The sequence below is a fragment of the Rhizobium sp. BK098 genome (assembly GCF_014193155.1).
In the GTDB taxonomy this organism is placed as follows: domain Bacteria; phylum Pseudomonadota; class Alphaproteobacteria; order Rhizobiales; family Rhizobiaceae; genus Rhizobium.
This window is the reverse complement of the sequence record NZ_JACHYY010000007.1, coordinates 120,640-141,395: the sequence shown is the minus strand read 5'-3', so window position 1 is coordinate 141,395 and position 20,756 is coordinate 120,640. Positions and strand designations below refer to the sequence as shown.

Sequence of the window (20,756 nt, the reverse complement as noted above, 5' to 3'; positions counted from 1 at the left end):
GGCCACGCAATTTCGCGACTTGACGCATCTTTAAGCGAGTTTACGCTAGTTCATTCCAAGACGGAGTTACAGATGCCTCACCTGGTCGAGAACCTCAAAATTGCCTGCGCAACGCAACGTTCCATTTCGCATCTGTGCCGTGCAATCGATATCAACCGGCAACAATTCAACCGATATATCAATGGTCAGACGCGGCCGTCTGCCCATAATCTCGCGCGTATAGCCAAGTATTTCGATCTCGACGCAGCCGACTTTGGTCTCGCTCCGAGGCTCTTTCGCGAGCGGCTTCGCAAACCGGCCCTGGACCTCAATCAAAGTTCCGAATTGTTAAAGGCGTTCCCCGGAGATCTGATCGCGCTCCGACGCCATATCGGCTATTTCCAGACCTACCATCGCTCACCGTCCTGGCCTGGAATGGTCGTCTGTTCCTGCAGCCGCATTATCGAGCAGGGCGGGCTGGTGCATGTCAAATCGATGGAGCGCCTGCGTGACCCCGGAAACGGCATCCAGCAGTTTTCCAAATATGTGGGTTTGGCAGCCTTCTATCGAAACCGGATCTTCATTACCGAGCGTGTGGTCGGCCCGAATCCCATACTGTCACAGACGATCCTCCTGCCATTCGACGAGTATCAGCGCGTCTACTTGCGCGGAACGACAATGGGCGTTTCCTGGCGAAAGGAAAACCTTCCCTATGCCTCGCGGATGATCTGGCGTCACGTCGGCACTGAGCCGGATCTTCGTGAACTTCTCTCGCGTTGCGGACCTGTGCCGCTATCCTCGCGCAGATTGCCGCCAACGGTGCGCTCGTTCCTCGCCGATCCATCCGCAGAAGTCTATGCGATACCGGCAGAGTATTGAAAACCTCGATTGTCCGCTTCGCCTGCTCATGGCCGTTAGGTCGGGGACGATGCGGCTGGCCAATGGAGAAAGCTCTCAAATGCAAGAAAAAGTTGTGTCTTTACAGAATATATTAAGGGTCCCTTTATAAGATTGCAGTCTATCTCAACGTTGGTGACGCATGCTTTGACATTCGGGGGCGGTTAGATGCTTTTCTCTGCGAGGACGGATGCAGATCCCAGTGCGTGTACCTATGTCAGCGATCTGCTTCGCCGGGAAGCAAAGATTAATTTGGACCGCGATGCCGACATTCCCGATGCCGTTTCAGTCAACCGGGTCTTGAATTTCATCAAGCATTTGTGGAGCGAAACCGGAGAGGAGTTGGATGTCAATGTCTTCTATCGTCATCGCACTCTTGATGCCCTCGGCCTTGCAATTTCCAATCACGAAGATCTCTCAGTCTCGCCGAAAATCATAGAGCTCCGAGGCGGCGAAGGTAGTGCACCCTTGCTGCTATTTGCCGGCGGAGCAAGCTGTTTCCTGGAAATGCAGCCGCTCATCAAGGAAATCCGCTTTCCCGGGCCAATTCTCGGCGTAGCATTGACGGCCTTCAACCGAGATCGTCACCAACCGGCAAGGGTGGAAGACGAGGTTCAAAGCACGCTGAAAGCGTTGCAGGCAGCCGGGATTGAAGGGCCCTATCGATTGCTCGGCTATTCTTTCGGCGGTGTTTTTGCATTGGAGCTTGCGCGTGCGTTGAGGGCACAAGGGCAAAAGATCGCGTTCCTCGGCATGCTCGATACCCCCTTGGGTGAGCAAGAATGGCCGCTGATGACCTGGGGCAGCTTCATGTGGCAACGCTGGAGGCGAGCTTATAACCGAAAGAAGAATCTGAGGAAGACCGATCCTCAACCACGTCGTCAAACATCGGCTCAGGGCAGTAGGCCGATGATCGAGCGACGGGAATTCCTCGCGAAGAAACTGAAGCCACTTTCCTTCCGCTACGCCGACCCCCACACGGCCTATTATCCGGAACTGGCGCCGCAATGGATGGGGGATTATCCGCCACTTTATGATGCGGCCGCCAGACAACTTCTGCGCATGAAGGGCGTTTACAGGCCAAGCCGCTACGACGGCGAACTGACCTTCTACCGCAGCATGCAGGGCTCACCCGTCGACTGCGATCCCAAGACCATATGGGGGCGCTTTCTTGCGCACGCGGATTGGGTCGATGTTGCCGGCAACCACCAGAGCATGATCGTCGGCCGCAACGCCGGTACGCTCGCGCGCGAACTCAGCGCGCGCCTTACGCGCTGAGCCCACGGGATCGAAATAGTCCAGCGCTCAATTGCCGGCGCTCTCCATCTTCCGTGTCGTCAGCACGCGCTCCAGCCACCCGATCTCCATTTCCGGCACGGATTTCAGCAGCAAGTCGGTGTAATCGTCGAAGGGCGGCGAGAGCGCTTGCGATTTCGGACCGAAGCGAACGAGCTTGCCGCGATGCATCACTGCGACGCTGTCGGCGATAGCGCGCACGATGGCAATATCGTGGGTGATGAAGACGTAGGAAAGGTGTGCCTCCTCCTGCAGCTTCAAGAGCAGTTTCAGAATGCCTTCGGCAACCAGCGGATCGAGCGCCGAGGTCGGCTCGTCGCAAAGGATGAGTTCGGGCTTGGCCGCAAGCGCTCTGGCGATGGCGACGCGCTGTTTCTGGCCGCCGGAAAGCTCGGCCGGGTAACGGTCGATGAAGCCGTTGCCCATCTCGATCTGATCCAGCAGCTCTTTCACGCGCGCCGTCTTTGCCGAGCCACGCAGGCCGTCATAGAAGGTCAGCGGCCGGCCGATGATATCGCGTACGGTCTGGCGCGGGTTCATGGCGGTATCGGCCATCTGATAGATGAGCTGGATCCGCCGCAACTCCTGCCGCGAGCGGTCTTTCAGAGCAGACGTCAACGGCTTGCCGTCAAAGATAATCCGTCCATCGCTCGGCGGCAGCAGGCCGGTAATCACGCGAGCAAGCGTCGATTTTCCGGAGCCTGACTCGCCGACCACCGCCAATGTCTGGCCTTTAGGAACATGCAGAGAAACATCGTGCAATACTTTGAAACCATTGGAGTATTGCGCGCTGATATTCTCGACTTTCAAAAGCGCGCTCGACTGATCGGCGGCTTCGGCTCGTGCCTCCTGGCGGACGTTGACAAGAGCGCGTGTATAATCCTGCCGCGGTTCTTCGATAATCTGCTGGACGCTGCCATATTCCACCGTCTTGCCGTGTCTCAACACCATGATGTCGTCGGAAATCTGGGCGACGACGGCAAGATCGTGGGTGATATAAAGCGCGGCCGTGTGCGTCTCTTCGATGGCGTGCTTTATCGCCGCCAGCACGTCGATCTGCGTGGTGACGTCGAGCGCTGTCGTCGGCTCATCGAAGACGATCAGTTCCGGATTGGAGCAGAGCGCCATGGCGGTCATGGCGCGTTGCAGCTGGCCGCCGGAGACCTGATGCGGATAGCGGTCCCCGAAGGTTTCGGGATTGGGCAGACCAAGCACGCGGAAGAGATAGAGCGCCCGTTTTCTTGCCTCCTCCTTCGTCATCAGGCCGTGTTTCACAGTCGCTTCAATGACCTGATCACCCAAGCGATGCGCCGGATTGAAGGCCGCCGCCGCCGATTGCGCGACATAGCAGACCCGGGCGCCACGAATTCTGCGGATGCCGGATTTGCCAAGCGGCAGGATGTCGGTGCCATCAAGCAATACCTGGCCGCCGGTAATTTCCGCACCGCCGCGGCCATAGGCGAGGGCGGAGAGGCCGATGGTGGATTTGCCGGCGCCGGACTCGCCGATCAGCCCGAGCACCTTGCCTTTCTGAAGATCAAAGGAGACGCCGTCGACGATGGTGACGCGTTTTGGCGGCTCGCCAGGCGGATAGCTGGTCGCCTCGATCTTGAGACCGCGAACGGAAAGAAGCTCAGGCATCGCCACGCCCTCCCTTGAGGCTGGAGGTACGCCTTAAGAGCCAGTCGACCACCAGATTGACACAGATAGCGAGTGCCGCGATGGCGGAACCCGGCACGAGGGCGGCGGAAATGCCGAAGATGATGCCATCCTTGTTGTCCTTGACCATGCCGCCCCAGTCGGCCGCCGGCGGCTGGATGCCTAGGCCGAGGAAGGACAGGGTGGAGAGGAACAGGATCGAGAAGGCGAAGCGCAGCCCGAACTCGGCCAGCAACGGCGACAGCGTATTCGGCAAGATTTCGCGGAAGATGATCCAGATCCTGCCTTCGCCGCGAAGCTTGGCGGCTTCCACGAATTCCATGACCGCGACATCGAGTGCTACGGCACGGCCGAGACGATAGACGCGGGTGGAATCGAGGATCGCCATGACGAGGATCAGCACGATCAGGTTCTGCGGCAGAACCGCGAGCACGACCAGCGCGAAGATCAGCGTCGGGATCGACATCATCAGGTCGTTGAAGCGCGAAAAGACTGTGTCGATCCATCCGCGCGAGACGGCGGCGGTAAAGCTGAGGATAATGCCGAGCGAGAAGGAGATGATCGTTGCCGCCAGCGCGACGAACAGCGTCGTGCGGGTGCCGTATATCAGACGCGACAGGATATCGCGGCCGAGATTGTCCAGTCCGAAGAAATATTGCGCATCGGCAGGCTGCCAGACATTGCCCACGACTTCCGTCTCGCCGAAAGGGGCGATCCAGGGCGCGAAGATCGCGCAGATGAAGGCAATCAGGATACCGATGATGCCGATCCAGGCGGTGATGGGGATATCTCTCAATCTCATCGCGGATGCCTCAGACGGGGGTTGGCGACGATGGCGAGAATATCGGCCGTCATGTTGAGGAAGATGTAGACGGCGGCAAAGATCAGGCCGCAGGCCTGGACCACGGGCATGTCGCGCACCGTCACCGCATCGACCATGTACTGGCCCATTCCGGGATAGACGAAGACGACTTCGACGACGACGACGCCGACGATGAGATAGGCAAGGTTCAGCGCGACGACGTTGATGATCGGCGCCAGGGCATTGGGGGCTGCGTGCTTGACGATGGCGCGGAAGGCGGAGAGCCCCTTCAGTTCGGCCGTTTCCATGTAGGCCGAAGACATGACGGAAAGGATGGCCGCCCGTGTCATACGCATCATATGCGCCAGCACGACGAGAACCAGCGTTGCCGTCGGCAGGGCGATTGCCTTCAGCCGCTCGATGAAGTCCATGCCGTCGAAGACCGTCGCCGGAAAGGTCGCGACGCCGAATTTCACGGAAAAGAACATGATGAGGAGATAGCCGATGAAGAATTCCGGCAGCGAGATGGCCGCCAGTGAAATGACATTGATGATCTTATCGGGCATCCGGTTGCGGAAATGGACAGCCAACATGCCCAGGCAGACCGCCAGCGGCACCGAGATCACGGCGGCAAAGCCGGCGAGAAACAGGGAATTTCCGAGCCGCTTGCCGATCTGTTCGCCGACGGAATTCTTGCTGGCCCAGGAGGTGCCGAAATCGCCCCTGACGGCATTGCCGAGCCATCCCACATAGCGGGTGACGATAGGCCGGTTGAGGCCGAGCTCCTCGCGGATATTGGCGACGGCCTGCGGCGTTGCCGACTGGCCGAGATAGGTCGTGGCGAAGTCGCCGGGCAGGGCTTCGAGCCCGCCGAAGATCAGGACGGAGACCGCAAACAGCAGGATGATGCTGAGCACGCACCGCTCGATAATGAGGGATAGCAGCGGAAAGCGCTGCTTGAACCTCAACCCGGGCAGAACGGTTCCGGGAGGTGAATTGGACATGGCCGATGCCTCGCACTGAGAGCGGCTCCATATTTCATGGAAATCGCTAAGCCGCTCAATCTTGTTGTTTTACGCAATTCCGGACGAAAAACAGCTGTGCATTTTTCTGGGAATCGCTTGAAACGTCGGGAGGACCGCGAAAGGTTTTCGCGGTCCCGGCTGTGTCAGAGATGAGGGCGTTTTCGCCCAGCTTCGGGCATCAGGCGTCCAGCCAGACGCGGGTCGCCACGTAGCCGTTCGACATGTCGTTGCCGATATCGTGGACGTAGCCCTTCACCTGCTTGGTGGAGGCGTTCACGAAATCGTTGAACATCGGCAGGATGACGCCGCCTTCGTCGCGCACCATCATCGCCATGGCGCGGTAAAGCTCCTTGCGCTTGGCCTCGTCCAGTTCGGAGCGAGCCTGAAGCAGGAGCTTGTCGAAGTCGGGGCGCTTGAAGCGCGTATCGTTCCAATCCGCTGTCGAGAGATAGGCGGTGGAGTACATCTGGTCCTGCGTCGGGCGTCCGCCCCAATAGGAGGTGGAGAAGGGCTGAACGTTCCAGACATTCGTCCAGTAGCCATCGCCCGGCTCGCGCTTGACCTCAATGTTGATGCCGGCCTTCTTGCAGCTTTCCTGATAGAGGACGGCTGCATCGACGGCGCCGGGGAAGGCGACTTCGGAGGTGCGCAGCAAGACCGAGCCGCTGTGGCCGGACTTCTTGTAATGGAAGGCGGCCTTGTCGGGATCGTATTTGCGCTGTTCGATGCCTTCAGGGAAGAGCGCATAGGTGCTGTTGATCGGGAAGTCGTTACCGACCTTGCCGTAGCCGCCGAGGATCTTCTTGACCATGGTCTCGCGATCCATGGCGTATTTCAGCGCCAGACGCAGGTCGTTGTTGTCGAATGGCGCCTTGTCACAATGCATGATGAAGACGTAGTGACCGCGGCCGGCGGTGGCCAGGATCTCGACGTTCGGCGCGCGTTTCAGAAGATCCACAGTCTTCGGGTCGACGCGGTTGATGTAATGGACCTGGCCGGATGAGAGCGCCGCGATGCGAGCTGTGGCATCGTTCATGCAGATGATTTCGATGCTGTCGACGAAACCGCGGTCGGTACGCCAGTCGTCCTTGTTGCGCTCGAACGTGGCGCGCACGCCGGGCTCGAAGCTGACCTGCTTGTAGGGACCGGTGCCGATCGAGGCGAGGGGATCGTCATAGCCTCCATTCGGCTGGATGACGAGGTGATAGTCGGTCAAAAGCAACGGCAAGTCGGCGTTGCCCTCGGTCAGCGTCAGGACGAGATTGTCGCCGTCGGCCTTGATCTCCTTGATCGACTTCACGACGCCGAGCGCGCCCGATTCCGATTTCGCATCGGTATGGCGCTTGAGCGTGGCGACCACGTCGTCGATCGTCAGTTCCTTGCCGTTGTGAAACTTGACGCCCTTGCGGATCTTGAAGGTCCAGGTGGCCGCATCTTTCGACGGCTGCCAGGATTCTGCAAGCGACGGAACGGCGGCACCCGTCAGCGGATGGGATTCCACCAGCATGTCACCCCAGCAGCGGCCGATGCAGAACATGACCTGCGACAGGAATTTTGCCGGGTCTTTTGAATCGGTTGCAGCGCCGCCTTCAAGGCCAAGTTTCAGATGACCGCCGCGCTTCGGTTCGGCCGCCATTGCACTTTCGGTAAAGAGTTTGTCGGCGAGCGTCAAAGTCACGCCCGCTGCCATTGCGCGTCCCATGAATTCGCGGCGGCTGAGACCGCCCGCGGTGACGCGGCTTGCAAGATATTTCGTATAGTCGTTCATTCCCCTGTTCCTTCTTCTTGCCGTGTTGACAAAGCTATCGAGCAAGCCACCTCAGGTCACGGTTCCTCTTCCGCCTGAAGCCTGTCGCCCGCGAGCATGCGGGAAATTCAGCGGTTGCCGCCGCCTCCTACCTTCCTCTCCAGATGGGGGCTCGCTTCTCGGCAAAAGCCCGTGCGCCTTCCAATTGATCCTCGCTTGAATAGAGGAGGTCGACGGTTGCTAACTGCCGTTTGGTGATCTTATTCATGGCAGTCTGAAACGTCGAACCCTCCGCTTCGCGAACGATTTCCTTGATCGCTGCGTAGACCAGGGGCGGTCCGCTTGCCAGCAGGCGAGCGAGTTCCCAGGCCCTGTCCATCAGCCTGTCGGCCGTGACAATCTCGTTGACGAAGCCCCAGCGATGCGCCTCTTCGACATTGAGCCACCGGCCGGTCAGAAGCATGTCCATAGCGATATGGTAGGGGATCCGTTTCGGAAGTTTAATCGACGCCGCATCGGCGACGGTGCCCGAGCGGATCTCGGGCAACGCGAAGGTGGCGTGTGCTACCGCGATTATGAGATCGGTGGACAGCGCGATTTCCAGCCCGCCGCCGCAACAGATACCGTTGACGGCGCAGATGATCGGCTTGTTGAGGTCGCGCAGTTCCTGCATGCCGCCGAAACCGCCAACCCCATAGTCACCGTCTACGGCGTCGCCATCAGCCGCAGCCTTCAAATCCCAACCGGCGGAAAAGAATTTCTCGCCGGCACCGGTTACGATGGCGACGCGCAGATCCCGGTTGTCGCGAAAGTCGCGAAAGATCAGCCCCATCTCGCGGCTCGTCGCCAGGTCGATGGCATTCGCCTTGGGCCGGTCGATGATGACCTCGAGGATGCCGTCTTCGGAGCGGGTTCGAATGGGGTCTTGCAACTTCCGCTACCTCCTTCGCCGGATGAGAGCATCCGCAGCAACAACGCCCCGGGATTCTGCTAGGACCATCAATGGATTAATGTCTAGTTCTTCAAGATGTGCGGCGTTCGTTACGACATATTCTGCCGCTGATAGGACGGCGTCGGCTACAATCTCCAGGTTGCTTGCCGCGCCACCGCGATAGCCTTCGATCAATTTGCGAACCTTCAGCCGCGAAATCCGCTCAAGAACCTCGGCTTTCGTCACGGGGAGCGGCAAAACGACGGAATCCTCAAGCAATTCCACGAGGATTCCGCCCGCGCCGACTGTCAGGGTCAAGCCGACGACCGGATCGCGGACCGCGCCGATGATAAGCTCGGCGACAGGGCGCTCGACCATCTTTTCGATGAGGAAGCCACGTGCCACGGAAGCCATGCCTTCCGCCGCGTCCGTGACGGCATTCCTATCCCATAGGTTGAGTTTGACGGCGCCGACATCGGACTTGTGCTCGACGCCGAGTGCCTTGAGTGCGACGGGCAAGCCGAGCTGCTCCGCGCACTCGGCCGCCTCGCTTGGCGTGGATGCTGTCTCGCCGCGCGGCGTGGCGAGGCCAAAGGCTGCAAGTTCGGCCTTGGCCTCGGCCTCGCTCAAGGTCTCGACTTCGCCTGCCTCCGTCCGTGTGCTGAGAAGCGGCAATGGTTGCGGTTTCTTCCAGGCACTGGCGATGCCGCTGGCAATATCTGCCGCCGCCAGCGCTTCGCTGATGCCGCAGAGCGGCACGATGCCGGCTTGGATCAATTGCTTAGCGATCGCTTCCGGCATGTTTTCCGGCAGCGTCGCCAGAATGCCGGCGCTAGCCCCCGTCTGCTTCGCGGCCGCGGCAACGGCCGAGACCGTAATCATCCAGTCGGCGCCATCACAACGATCCTCACGCGGGAAATCAAGCACGAGCAGATTGAGGGCATAGCCGCCGGCAAACATGGCGCTGAAGGCCTCCATCTGCCGTGCCAGATCGCCCCAGACGAAGGTGTGGTAATCAAGGGGGTTGGAGAGCGTCACCATCTGACCGAGGCTTGCGCGCAAGGCGGGCAGTTGTTCGGGTTTCAACGCACGGAACTCGATAGTCCGGCCGATGGCGGCATCGGCCATCAGCGATGCCTCGCCGCCTGAACAGCTCATCGAGGAGATCGCATCGCTTTCGAGAGGGCCGGCAACATGCAGGAGTTTCAGCGTTTCGATGAGTTCCGGCAAAGTCGCGACGCGGCCGATGCCGAGACGTTCGAGAACGGCGTCAGCAACTGCGTCGCTGCCGGCAAGCGAGGCTGTATGCGAGACGGCGGCGCGCTGCGCCTGTTCGGATTTTCCAACCTTCAGCGCGACGACGGGCTTCTTCAGTTCACGGGCGCGCATGGCGAGTGCTTCCAGCGCCCTTATATCGCCGAAGCCTTCGATATGCAGGCCGACCGCTGTGACGCGCGGGTCCTCGAGGACTGCTTGGGCAAGGTCCGACAGGCCGGTCTGCGCCTGATTGCCTGCAGTCATCAGGTAGCTGATCGGCAGGCCGCGCCTCTGCATGCTGAGATTGATGGCGATATTGGAAGATTGTGTGAGGATAGCAACGCCGCGCTCGGTTCTGACGATGCCATGCTGATCGGGCCAGAGCAGGGCGCCGTCGAGCCCGTTGATCATGCCGTAGCAGTTCGGCCCGACGATCGGCATGGTGCCTGCCGCCTCGACGAGAGCTTGCTGCAAGTCCGCGCCATCAGCCAGTTCCGCCACAGCCTCGCTGAAGCCGGAAGCGTAGCAGACGGCGCCGCCGGCGCCTCTGGCTGCGAGATCACGAACAATCTCGACGGTGAGCGTCCGGTTGACGCCGACGAAGGCGGCGTCCGGCGCGTCCGGCAGTTCGGCGACCGAGCGATAGCAGCCTCGGCCGAGGACGCTTTTCTGTGTCGGATGCACCGGCCAGATCTCGCCGGCGAACCCCATGCGGTCGCATTGCTCGATGACGCGCCGCGCCTCTCTGCCGCCGAAGACGGCGATCGTTCTGGGGCGAATGAGGCGGTCGAGCGAGCGTTGCGTCATGGGCTCATGCTCCGAACGGCCGAAGCAGGTCGCGGCTGATGATGTGGCGCTGTATTTCAGACGTGCCGTCCCAGATACGCTCGACACGGGCGTCACGCCAGAAGCGAGCGAGCGGCAAGTCGTCCATCAATCCCATGCCGCCGAAGATCTGGATCGCCTCATCGGTGACGCGGGCAAGCATTTCCGAGGCGTAGAGTTTCGCGGACGCAATTTCGCGATTGGCCGGAATGCCGGCATCGAGCTTCCACGCGGCTGACAGCGTCAGCAGGTCGGCAGCATCGATCTCGGTAATCATGTCGGCAAGCTTGAACGATACGCCCTGATTGGCGCCGATCGGCTTGCCGAATTGTTTGCGCTCGGCCGCATAGGGCAGGGCGAGATCGAAGACACGGTGTGCCCGGCCGACACAGGTGGCGGCGACCGTCAGGCGCGTCCCGTAGAGCCACTGATTGGCGAGATCGAAGCCGCGATGCACCTCGCCTAGTACCTGCGACTTCGACAGGCGGCAATCGGTGAAGTTCAAAATGGAATTGTGGTAGCCGCGGTGGGAAACGGAATCGTAGCCTTTAAGGATATCGAAGCCCGGCGTGCCGCGATCGACCAGGAAGGCGGTGATCTTCTTCTTGACGCCCTTGTGCGTGTCCTCCTCGCCGGTCGCCGCAAAGACGATGACGAAATCGGCGACATCGGCGTGCGAGATGAAGTGCTTCGTGCCGTTGAGCACGAAGTCGCCACCATCCTGCCGTGCTGCGCATTTCATACCGCGCATGTCGGAGCCGGCATCCGGCTCGGTAATGGCGAGCGCATCGATTTTCTCGCCGCGCACCGCCGGCAGGAGATAGCGCTCTTTCTGCTCGCCCTCGCAGGCCATCAGGATGCCGGAAGGGCGTCCGAAGAAGACGGTGAGCCCCATCGAACCGCGACCAAGCTCGCGCTCGACGAGCGTGAAGGTGACGTGGTCGAGTCCGGCGCCACCGATTTCTTCAGGAAAATTGCAGGCATAGAAGCCGAGCTCGATACATTTGCGCCGGATCTCGTCTCCGATTTCAGGCGGCACGATGCCAGTGCGCTCGACCTCGTTTTCGTGCGGATAGATCTCCGTCTCCACGAAGTCCCTGACCGTCTTGACGATCATCTCCTGTTCTTCGCTGAGCCCGAAATTCACGATCGGTTCCTCCTAGCGTTTTTGTCCCACATGACGGCCGGCTCCCTCCGGCATGGTCAAGGCCGCGTGCGCGGCAGAAATAGGCCTCAGCTTCGCGAGCACCTCCTCCGGTGCGGCGATAGCCTTGCCCGCTTTCGCGTCGACATGCAGCAGCATTTGTTCTGCGGTGGCGATCACGTCGCCGCTGGCGCTATCGTGCAGCGCATGGAAGACATGCAGCCGCTTTTCGTCGGATGCGAGGATCTGCGCCGTCGAATGGATGGCCTGTCCGAGCTTGGCCTCGCCGAGATGGCGGATATGGGTTTCCACCGTGTAGTAGCTATGACCGCGTTCCACATAATCGAGATCGACGCCGATCAGCCGCAGCAGAGCATCCGACGTGTCGCCGAAGACTTGCAGATAGCGATGCTCGGTCATGTGGCCGTTATAGTCGACCCATGCGGGGCTGACCTTGGTGTCGATCAGGCGCAGCGGCTTTGAGATGTCCAGGCCTTGCTTCTCGCCGCCGCCCGCGGCCCAAAGCTGCTGTTCGAAATCCTTCAGCAGCTTGCCGGCGCCCCAGCCCTTGCCGCCATGGCTTCCCTTCAGGCTTTGAAGGATGCCGACGAGGTTCTCGTCGCGGATACGCTCGAGTTCGCGGATCGACAGGCCATCCGCTTGATCGTCCGACTGCTGACCGATCTTTTCGACAAGGGCATCGTCGAGATCGACGACATCCATCAGTTTCGTCCAGTTCCATTGCAGGGCAGGGCCGAACTGCGCCAGGAAGTGACGCATGCCCGCTTCACCGCCGGCGATACGATAGGTCTGGAACAGGCCCATCTGTGCCCAGCGCAGGCCGAAGGAGTAACGGATGACATCATCAAGCGTCTCGACGGTGCAGATATCGTCCTTGATCAGCCACAGCGCCTCGCGCCAGAGCGCTTCCAGCAGGCGGTCGCCGACGAAAGCCTCGATCTCCTTGGCGATATGAACGCCCTTCATGCCGATAGGCGGCAAGCGCTCCATTGCCGCCTGGATGGTCGCGGCGCTGGTCTTTTCGCCGCCGACGATCTCGACGAGCGGCAGCAGATAGACGGGGTTATACGGGTGGGCGACGAACAAGCGCTCGGGGTGGCGCATGTCGCGCTGCAAATCGGTCGGCAGAAGGCCGGAGGTGGATGAACCGATCAGAGCATCGGGCTTTGCGGCTGCATCGATCTGCGTCAGCACATTGCGCTTGAGATCCAGCCGCTCGGGCACGCTTTCCTGGATCCAGTCGGCGCCAGCGACGGCGGCTTGCAGCGTGTCCCTGAATGTGAGCTTGCCGCGCGGTGGAAGCGGCGCGCCGGTCAGCATCGCATAGGCTTTTTCCGCATTCGCCAGAACTTCGCCGACGATGCGTTTTGCCTCCGGATGCGGGTCGTAGACATCGACATCGATGCCGGCGAGCAGAAACCGGGCGATCCATCCGCCGCCGATGACGCCGCCGCCAATGCAGGCCGCCTTGTTGATCTTCGTCATCGGGGCCTCAGCGCTTCGTCAGTTTCAATTTCTTGCGGACATCTTCGGGGCCGATAATGCGGGCGCCCATGCCTTCGACCACTTGCACCGCCTTTTCGACGAGCTGGGCATTGGTCGCCAACATGCCCTTTCCGGCATAGAGATTGTCTTCCAGCCCGACGCGGACATTGCCGCCGGCAAGGATCGCCGCCGCCGGATAGGCCATGGCGTTGCGACCGATGGAAAAGGCCGAGAAGGTCCAGCTTTTGGGAACGTTATTGACCATCGCCATAAAGGTGTTGAGGTCATCGGGTGCCCCCCAGGGGATACCCATGCAGAGCTGGATGAGAACCGGGTCCTCGATCAAGCCCTCCTCGGCAAGCTGCTTGGCAAACCAGAGGTGACCGGTATCGAAGGCCTCGATTTCGGGGCGCACGCCGAGATCGGTCATCTTCTTTGCCATGGCCCTCAGCATCGAGGGCGTGTTGGTCATGACGTAGTCGCCGAGGCTGAAATTCATCGTGCCGCAGTCAAGCGTGCAGATTTCGGGCAGGCATTCGGCAACGTGGCTGACGCGCTCCGTGGCGCCTGCCATGTCGGTACCCCTATCATTCAGCGGCAGAGGGCTCTCGACATCGCCGAAAATCAAGTCGCCGCCCATGCCGGCGGTCAGGTTCAGCACGACATCGACGTCGGCCGAACGGATACGGTCGGTGACTTCCCTGTAGAGCTCGTTGCGGCGGCTGGCAGCGCCCGTTTCCGGATCGCGGACGTGGCAATGAACCACTGCCGCCCCAGCCTTGGCGGCATCGATCGCGGAGTCGGCGATCTGCTTGGGAGTGATCGGAACATGGCTGGATTTGGAAACCGTATCGCCGGCGCCGGTCACGGCACAGGTGATGAAAACATCACGATTCATCGCAAGAGGCATTTTTTGTTCTCCCTCGTATTGAGGACATTACGAGCCATGCGACATCTACATGCTTTGCATTATCAGAAGCATTCGATACAGTTTCGGAACTCTCGAAGGATTGCTGAATGCTCACATCGGCCAATGAGACGCTCGACATCGATCTCCTGATCCTTCCGGAGACGAACCTGATCCTGATCGCGTCGGTGATCGAACCCTTGCGCGGGGCCAACCGCATTTCCGGAGCCGAGCTTTATCGCTGGCGGCTTTTCACGCCGGACGGCTCTCCCGCTGAGACGACGAGCCTTATCCCGGTGCCTGCCTGCTCCAGCTTTCGCCCGACATCGGATGCGACACCTCTTTTCGTGCTTGCCAGCTACAATTGGCGGCGCAGCGCCACGCAAGCGCTGAAAATGCAATTGTCGCAAACCGCACGCCATCGCTCGCTGGTTGCCGGCATCGAGTCCGGTACCTGGCTGCTGGCCGAAGCAAGTTTGTTGGACAATGTCTCCGCTGCCGTTCACTGGGAGGACTACGACGATTTCGCGCTTGCCTATCCGCAGGTGCATGCGGTCAGGGATCGCTATGTGATCGACGGCAAGCGGATCACCACGGCCGGCTCCCTGCCGACGGTCGATCTGATGCTGGAGATCATCCGGCGACGGCAAGGCTATTCGCTAGCACTCGAGGTCAGCCGCCTTTTCATCTACGAGCCAGCGAGCATACCGAGCGCGGCAGAACTTTCACCATCGACGGCCGGTCTGCGTATGCGCGATCCGCGAGTTGCCCAAGCCATCCGTCTGATGGAGGACCATATCGAGCAGCCGCTGGTTCTCGCGCGTCTAGCGCGCCGTGTCGGCGTCAGTGCACGCCATCTGCAGGCCCTTTTCCAGGAGAGCATCGGCGCGCCGCCGCATGTGCATTATCTGGCGTTGAGGCTCAACGCGGCGCGGCGCAAGGTTATCGAGACGAAGGCTTCTTTCGCGGAGATCGCCGCCGCGACCGGCTTCAATTCGGCATCGGCCTTTTCCCGCAGCTATCGTGCCAGCTTTTCCGAAAGCCCGTCCGGCACACGACGTCGGCTACGGCGCCGCACTACGCCTGCAGGAGAGCCGACATAGGCCGGAAAGCCTCGCGCACCATTTCTGCCAGTTCCCGGATCGCTTCGCTCGAATGATAGGGGTTGCGGCGAAGCACCACGCGGGACGAATCGACAGGCGGGAAACCGTCGTCGCTCGTCAATTCGCGGCAGCCATGCGGAATGTTGCTGCGCGACAGCGTCGTCACGGCGAGGCCAGCGGAGACAGCATTCTTCAAGCCGGAACTCGTGTCGGCGATGAAGGCGATGCGATAGACGCGGCCCTGCTGCTCCAGCGAGCGCAAGGCGAAATCACGCGCCCATGTCGAGTTCCTATACGTAGCAACAGGCAGCGGCACGGCATCATGCAGGCGATGCACCATCGATGTCACCCAGACCGTGGGGTCGATGCAGAGAACTTCACCCTTGTTCTGGTTGCTCCAATCGAAGACTACGGCGAGGTCCAGTTCGTCTTTCTCGAGAGCGGCCAGATTATGCGCCGTGTAATCGCAGGAGACAGTGACTTCGACGGCCGGGTGCCTGATAGCGAAGGCGGCCAGTGCTGCCGGCAACACAGTCTGGCTGTATTCCTCCGGAATGCCGATCCGGACCGGTCCGTCGAGCGGCTTGGTGCGGATATTCGCGGCCGCCTCGTTCAGAAGTTCGATCACGCGCTGCGCATAGGGAAGCAATTGAGTGCCGGCGCGGGTCAGGACGGCCCCGCGGGCGCTTCTTTCGAAGAGCGTTTCGCCGATCGTATCCTCGAGCCGCTTGATCTGGGCGCTGACGGCCGATTGCGTGCGGCCGATTCTTTGAGCGGCCGTGGAAAAATTGGACGTCTCGGTGATGACGAGGAACGTCCGCAGAAGGTCGCTCTCAATGGGGTCGCGCATTGGGGTCACAAATATTTCTGATAGCTACTATCTCTACTATTCGTTTGCCTGATGTCAAATATCGGCGCACACAGAGGCGTTCCTTCTGCTTCGTTCCTCGAGTCCATACATGACATTCCAGCTTCCAACCCGCTCCGCTCTTGCCAGCGATTATGAGAGGGGCGTCGTACTCGTGGCAACGGCAATGCTGGCGTGGAGCTGCAGCGGCATCTACGCCCGCCTGCTAACCACGGACATATGGACGGCGATCGCCTGGCGGTCGCTGTTCGGCGGCCTGTTTCTGCTGATTCCCAGCTTTTTCCTCGAAGGCGGGTTTTCAAGGCGGCAATGGGCATCGATCTTTCATCCTGCGGGGCTGGCTATGCTGGTCTGCCAGACGATCAGCCAGGCCTGCTTCATTGGCGCGCTCTATATGACGACGGTCGCCAATGTGACCATGATCTACGCGACCGCGCCGTTCATCGCCGCGTTTCTCAGCTGGACCATGCTGAAGGAGCGGGTCGCGAAGCGGACCTTGATCGCTGGCGGCATCTGCCTCATCGGCGTGGCGGTCATCGTTGCCTCATCGATCGGCGGCGGTACGGGCATCGGCGATCTGCTGGCGCTCGGCATGACAGTCACCTTCGCCCTCATCATCGTCATCCCACGCATGGATCCGAGCATTCCGATCCTGCCGTCGAGTGTCGTCAGCGGGCTTTTGACATTTGTCGTCTTCGTGCCCTTTGCGTCGACGAGCTCAGTGGATGTTCAAAATTGGCTTCTGCTCGCGGCTTTCGGCGCAACGAATTTCGCGCTCGCCTTCGTCCTTTTCCTGTTCGGATCAAGGAAGATGCCCGCCGCCGACGCCGCTCTCATCAGTTCGATGGAAATCGTGCTGACGCCCTTTTGGGTCTGGCTCTTCTTCTCGGAGATGCCACCGGTTGCCACTTTCATCGGCGGAGCGATCATCTTCGCGACGATCGTTTGGCATACTGCGATAGACCTGCGGCATAGCCGCCGCCGTCGAGCACCTATCAATGCGCTATAGCCATAACCTCTCGTCTCAGCAAAGATAGCGGCTCGAGCCTCGACTTCATAAAGTGAAGAAAGCGACATGACTTCCAACGATCCCTTGCTCCAGCCCTATCAGCTCAAGCACTTGACGCTTAGGAACCGCATCATGTCGACGGCGCATGAGCCGGCCTATTCGGAAGGCGGCATGCCGACGGATCGCTACAGGCTCTATCATCGCGAAAAGGCCAAGGGCGGTATCGCGCTGACCATGACGGCGGGCTCGGCGATCGTCTCGGCGGATTCGCCGCCGGCCTTTGGCAATCTCCATGCCTATCGCGATGAGATCGTGCCCTGGCTGAAGAAGCTTGCCGACGACTGTCACGAGTTCGGGGCTGCCGTCATGATCCAGCTGACCCACCTCGGTCGTCGCACCGGTTGGAACAAAGGTGACTGGCTGCCGGTATTGGCGCCATCGCCAATCCGCGAGCCGGCGCATCGCGCCTTTCCGAAGGCGGCTGAAGATTGGGATATCGAACGGATCATCGGTGACTTTGCCGCGGCGGCGCAACGCATGCAGGCAGCCGGCCTGGATGGTATCGAGATCGAGGCCTATGGCCATCTGACCGACGGCTTCTGGTCACCGGCAACCAACCGGCGCGAGGACGAATTCGGCGGTTCGCTTGAAAACCGCATGCGGTTCTCGATGATGGTGACAGAAGCCATTCGCAAGGCGGTCGGCCCGGAGTTCATTGTCGGCATGCGCATGGTGGCTGACGAGGATTGGGAGAAAGGGCTTTCACGCGAAGAAGGCGTTGAGATTGCCAGGCGGCTGGTGGCCTCCGGCAATATCGATTTCCTCAATATCATCCGTGGCCATATCGACAGCGACGCGGCGCTCAACAATGTCATTCCGATTCAGGGCATGGCCTCGGCACCGCATCTCGATTTTGCTGGCGAGGTGAGGGCGGCGACGAAATTCCCCGTCTTCCATGCGGCCCGCATCGGCGATGTCGCCACGGCGCGTCATGCGATCGCGGAAGGCAAGCTCGATATGGTCGGCATGACGCGCGCTCATATCGCCGACCCGCATATCGTCAACAAGGTAATGTCCGGGCAGGAGGCCAATATCCGCCCCTGCGTCGGCGCGACCTACTGTCTTGACCGTATTTATGAGGGCGGCGAGGCGCTCTGCATTCACAATGCGGCTACCGGCCGCGAGGCCGAGATGCCGCATCGGATCGAGCGGGCAACAATATCACGCAAGGCCGTCGTCATCGGTGCCGGGCCTGCGGGCCTGGAGGCGGCGCGTGTGCTGGCCGAGCGCGGCCATAAGGTCGACGTGCTGGAGGCGAGCAGCAAGGCTGGCGGGCAGGTGAATCTGCTCACGCGCAATCCGCGCCGCAAGGAGATGATCGGCATCATCGATTGGCGGCTGACAGAGCTGGAGCGGTTGGGCGTTACGATCCACTACGACGTCTATGCCGGAGCGGGCGATGTTATGGCGTTCGAGCCCGATCTTGTCGTCGTGGCGACGGGCGGTATTGCGCAATCTCCGGAGCTGGAGAGCGGCGACAGCCTTGTGACCTCCTCCTGGGACATTCTGGCCGGCGCGGTTAAGCCCGAGGGCCAGGTGCTGCTTTACGACGACAATGGCGGACATCCGGGCATGTCGGCGGCAGAAGTCATCGCCAATGGCGGCGCCGAACTGGAACTCGTCTCGCCGGAGCGCTTCTTCGCCCCTGAGATGGGCGGCATGAACCATGTCCCCTATGCGAAGACCTTCGCCGAGAAGAATGTCCGGGTCACCATCAATACGCGCCTGAAATCGGTGCGCCGCGACGGCAATGCATTAGTTGCGGTTCTAGGGTCCGACTTCTCGGAGGAGACGCAATGGGAGCGGCGGGTGTCCCAGGTGGTCGTCGAGCATGGCACGGTGGCGAATGATGAACTTTACCTTGAGCTAAAGGCCTCGTCGCGCAATCTCGGTGCCGTCGATTATCCCGCATTGATCGCCAGGCGATCGCCGCTGCCCGTCAAGAACGAAGCCGGTTCGTTCGATCTGATCCGCATCGGTGATGCGATCGCAAGCCGCAATATACATGCCGCGATTTACGACGCGCTGCGCTATTGCTCGCTTCTGTGAGATCATCGGGATTGTCGACTTTGACCGCGTTATCACGCCAGACATTTTTGCGGTTGCCAATAAAATTCATGACGTCAATGCACTATCTTGGATGTCTTAAGTGATATGTGAGGTTCCGCCGCCGCGACATGGCTGTGGGAACTGCCTTAATTTTGAAACAAAATGTAACAACTTATAACACCCCGTTACCTGCCGAATCATTATATTCGGCATGTGAGTGAACGAGAGGTTGTTTGATGCTGGCTAACCATGCGCCGTCCCCTTCGCAGACCGATGTGCTGATCTGTCTGGATAATCAGCAGATTGCCTCGCGCATCAGTTCGCTTTTGTCGCAACAGGGATTGACGGTTGCAGCCATACCGACGACCGGCCTCCAGGAATGGTTCGATCCAACCGGGTGTCACCTGGTGGTGACGCATACCGCAATGATCGGGGACGTGCGGACGCGATTGAACTTGCCGATCGTCAACATCGAGACGTTCATATTCGATCGCCCTGATCATGTGACCGAGGGAGCTGCGCGGCAGTTCGACGGCGATGCCTTCGTCAAACGCGTTTTTTCGGTCATGAATGGTACCCAAAGGCGCGCAGCTGAGTGATTTAGGTCCGCCAGGCGCTGTCTCCTACAGTCGTTGCTGGCTGGTCTTGTCGAAGAAGTGCAGGTTCGGCGTCTTGAGCGAGATCTGAATTGTCTGACCCGGCACGAGGTCGGCTCTTTCTCTCATCACCCAGGTCAATTCCTTGCCTTGGAGGTCAAGTGCGACATGCGTTTCCGAGCCAGTGGGTTCAACGACGGTCACGGTTGCGGTAACGCCCGCCTCCATGGCAAACGAAATATCTTCCGGACGTATGCCGAGAACAACTTCCCGACCCTCCGATTGAGCCGGAGCGTTGGCGAGTTGGATGCGTGTGCCGGTTGGCAATACCAATTCCGGCAAGGCACCCCCGGTAAGCTTGCCTTCGAGAAAATTCATGGCCGGAGAGCCGAGGAAGCCAGCGACAAAGACATTTCTCGGGCGGTCGTAAAGCTCGAGCGGCGAGCCGACCTGCTCGACCTTTCCGCCCTGTAGCACGACGATCTTGTCGGCCATGGTCATGGCCTCGATCTGATCGTGGGTGACGTAGACGATCGTGGTCTTCAAGCGCTGATGCAGTGCCTTGATTTCGGCGCGCATCTTCACGCGCAGCTTGGCATCGAGATTGGAAAGCGGTTCATCGAAGAGGAAGACCTTGGGGTCGCGCACGATGGCGCGCCCCATGGCGACGCGTTGGCGCTGGCCGCCGGAAAGCTGGGCGGGCTTGCGATCCAATAATGGCTGTAGGCCCAAGATCTTGGCGGCTTCGCCGACCTTCTGATCGATTTCGGCGCGCTTCGCCCCGGCAAGCTGCAGCGCAAAGCCCATGTTCTGCGCTACCGTCATTTGCGGATAGAGCGCGTAGTTCTGGAACACCATGGCGATGTCGCGATCTTTCGGTGGCAGATCGTTGACGACCCGTCCGCCGATGGAGATCTCACCGCCGGTGATGTCTTCCAGCCCGGCGATCATGCGCAGCAGTGTGGACTTGCCGCAGCCCGAAGGGCCGACGAGGATGACGAATTCGCCGTCCGAAATCTCCACGTCGATGCCATGGATGATGTTTACCGCGCCGTAGGACTTCCTGACGTTCTTGATGGTCAATCCGGACATGACA

General features: G+C 60.3%; 17 protein-coding genes. 6 read left to right on the top strand and 11 right to left on the bottom strand.

The features are described 5' to 3' along the window. Positions 1-72: 72 nt before the first annotated feature. Together FHT73_RS19035 and FHT73_RS19030 are read left to right on the top strand one after the other, a co-directional pair. Positions 73-858, top strand: coding sequence for a helix-turn-helix transcriptional regulator (locus tag FHT73_RS19035; RefSeq protein ID WP_112603726.1), 786 nt, complete (start codon positions 73-75; stop codon positions 856-858). Positions 859-1,128: 270 nt separating this feature from the next. Then, a complete protein-coding gene (locus FHT73_RS19030; protein WP_246712165.1) occupies positions 1,129-2,154 on the top strand; it encodes a thioesterase domain-containing protein in 1,026 nt (341 codons plus the stop codon). A gap of 27 nt (positions 2,155-2,181) precedes the next feature. Here FHT73_RS19030 and FHT73_RS19025 read toward each other — a convergent pair whose 3' ends face one another. From FHT73_RS19025 to FHT73_RS18985, 9 genes are all read right to left on the bottom strand, one after another. Continuing rightward, on the bottom strand, positions 2,182-3,813 hold the full coding sequence (locus FHT73_RS19025; RefSeq protein WP_112603722.1) for an ABC transporter ATP-binding protein: 1,632 nt from the start codon (positions 3,811-3,813) through the stop codon (positions 2,182-2,184). Further along, a complete protein-coding gene (locus FHT73_RS19020) occupies positions 3,806-4,633 on the bottom strand; it encodes an ABC transporter permease (RefSeq protein WP_112337208.1) in 828 nt (275 codons plus the stop codon). The genes FHT73_RS19025 and FHT73_RS19020 overlap by 8 nt, the downstream gene beginning before the upstream one ends. Further along, entirely contained in the window at positions 4,630-5,637 is a 1,008-nt protein-coding gene (locus FHT73_RS19015) for an ABC transporter permease (RefSeq protein ID WP_183713892.1), read from the bottom strand. The genes FHT73_RS19020 and FHT73_RS19015 overlap by 4 nt, the downstream gene beginning before the upstream one ends. 199 nt (positions 5,638-5,836) lie before the next feature. Beyond that, positions 5,837-7,426, bottom strand: a complete 1,590-nt coding sequence (locus FHT73_RS19010) for an ABC transporter substrate-binding protein (RefSeq protein WP_183713889.1) — start codon at positions 7,424-7,426, stop codon at positions 5,837-5,839. A gap of 127 nt (positions 7,427-7,553) precedes the next feature. Continuing rightward, positions 7,554-8,336, bottom strand: a complete 783-nt coding sequence (locus FHT73_RS19005) for a carnitinyl-CoA dehydratase (protein ID WP_183713886.1) — start codon at positions 8,334-8,336, stop codon at positions 7,554-7,556. Between the two features lie 6 nt (positions 8,337-8,342). Then, on the bottom strand, positions 8,343-10,400 hold the full coding sequence (locus tag FHT73_RS19000; protein ID WP_183713883.1) for an acetate--CoA ligase family protein: 2,058 nt from the start codon (positions 10,398-10,400) through the stop codon (positions 8,343-8,345). Between the two features lie 4 nt (positions 10,401-10,404). Beyond that, on the bottom strand, positions 10,405-11,565 hold the full coding sequence (locus FHT73_RS18995; protein WP_183713880.1) for an acyl-CoA dehydrogenase family protein: 1,161 nt from the start codon (positions 11,563-11,565) through the stop codon (positions 10,405-10,407). Positions 11,566-11,577: 12 nt separating this feature from the next. Then, a complete protein-coding gene (locus tag FHT73_RS18990; RefSeq protein ID WP_183713877.1) occupies positions 11,578-13,068 on the bottom strand; it encodes a carnitine 3-dehydrogenase in 1,491 nt (496 codons plus the stop codon). Between the two features lie 7 nt (positions 13,069-13,075). After that, positions 13,076-13,978, bottom strand: a complete 903-nt coding sequence (locus FHT73_RS18985) for a 3-keto-5-aminohexanoate cleavage protein (RefSeq protein WP_183713874.1) — start codon at positions 13,976-13,978, stop codon at positions 13,076-13,078. Positions 13,979-14,085: 107 nt separating this feature from the next. Here FHT73_RS18985 and FHT73_RS18980 point away from each other — a divergent pair, with 107 nt between their 5' ends. Next, on the top strand, positions 14,086-15,078 hold the full coding sequence (locus FHT73_RS18980) for a GlxA family transcriptional regulator (RefSeq protein ID WP_183713871.1): 993 nt from the start codon (positions 14,086-14,088) through the stop codon (positions 15,076-15,078). Here FHT73_RS18980 and FHT73_RS18975 read toward each other — a convergent pair. Then, positions 15,053-15,928 carry a LysR substrate-binding domain-containing protein gene (locus FHT73_RS18975; RefSeq protein ID WP_112337199.1) on the bottom strand — a complete coding sequence of 292 codons (876 nt, stop codon included), beginning with the start codon at positions 15,926-15,928 and terminating at the stop codon, positions 15,053-15,055. The genes FHT73_RS18980 and FHT73_RS18975 overlap by 26 nt on opposite strands. A 109-nt stretch (positions 15,929-16,037) precedes the next feature. Here FHT73_RS18975 and FHT73_RS18970 point away from each other — a divergent pair, with 109 nt between their 5' ends. From FHT73_RS18970 to FHT73_RS18960, 3 genes are all read left to right on the top strand, one after another. Next, positions 16,038-16,955, top strand: a complete 918-nt coding sequence (locus FHT73_RS18970; RefSeq protein WP_183713869.1) for a DMT family transporter — start codon at positions 16,038-16,040, stop codon at positions 16,953-16,955. Between the two features lie 66 nt (positions 16,956-17,021). Beyond that, positions 17,022-19,064 (top strand): NADH:flavin oxidoreductase, encoded by a 2,043-nt coding sequence (locus tag FHT73_RS18965; protein WP_183713866.1) that lies wholly within the window; start codon positions 17,022-17,024, stop codon positions 19,062-19,064. Positions 19,065-19,300: 236 nt separating this feature from the next. Then, positions 19,301-19,663, top strand: a complete 363-nt coding sequence (locus tag FHT73_RS18960; protein WP_112337196.1) for a hypothetical protein — start codon at positions 19,301-19,303, stop codon at positions 19,661-19,663. A gap of 24 nt (positions 19,664-19,687) precedes the next feature. Here FHT73_RS18960 and ugpC read toward each other — a convergent pair whose 3' ends face one another. Beyond that, entirely contained in the window at positions 19,688-20,752 is a 1,065-nt protein-coding gene (ugpC, locus tag FHT73_RS18955; protein ID WP_183713863.1) for a sn-glycerol-3-phosphate ABC transporter ATP-binding protein UgpC, read from the bottom strand. Between the last annotated feature and the right edge of the window lie 4 nt (positions 20,753-20,756).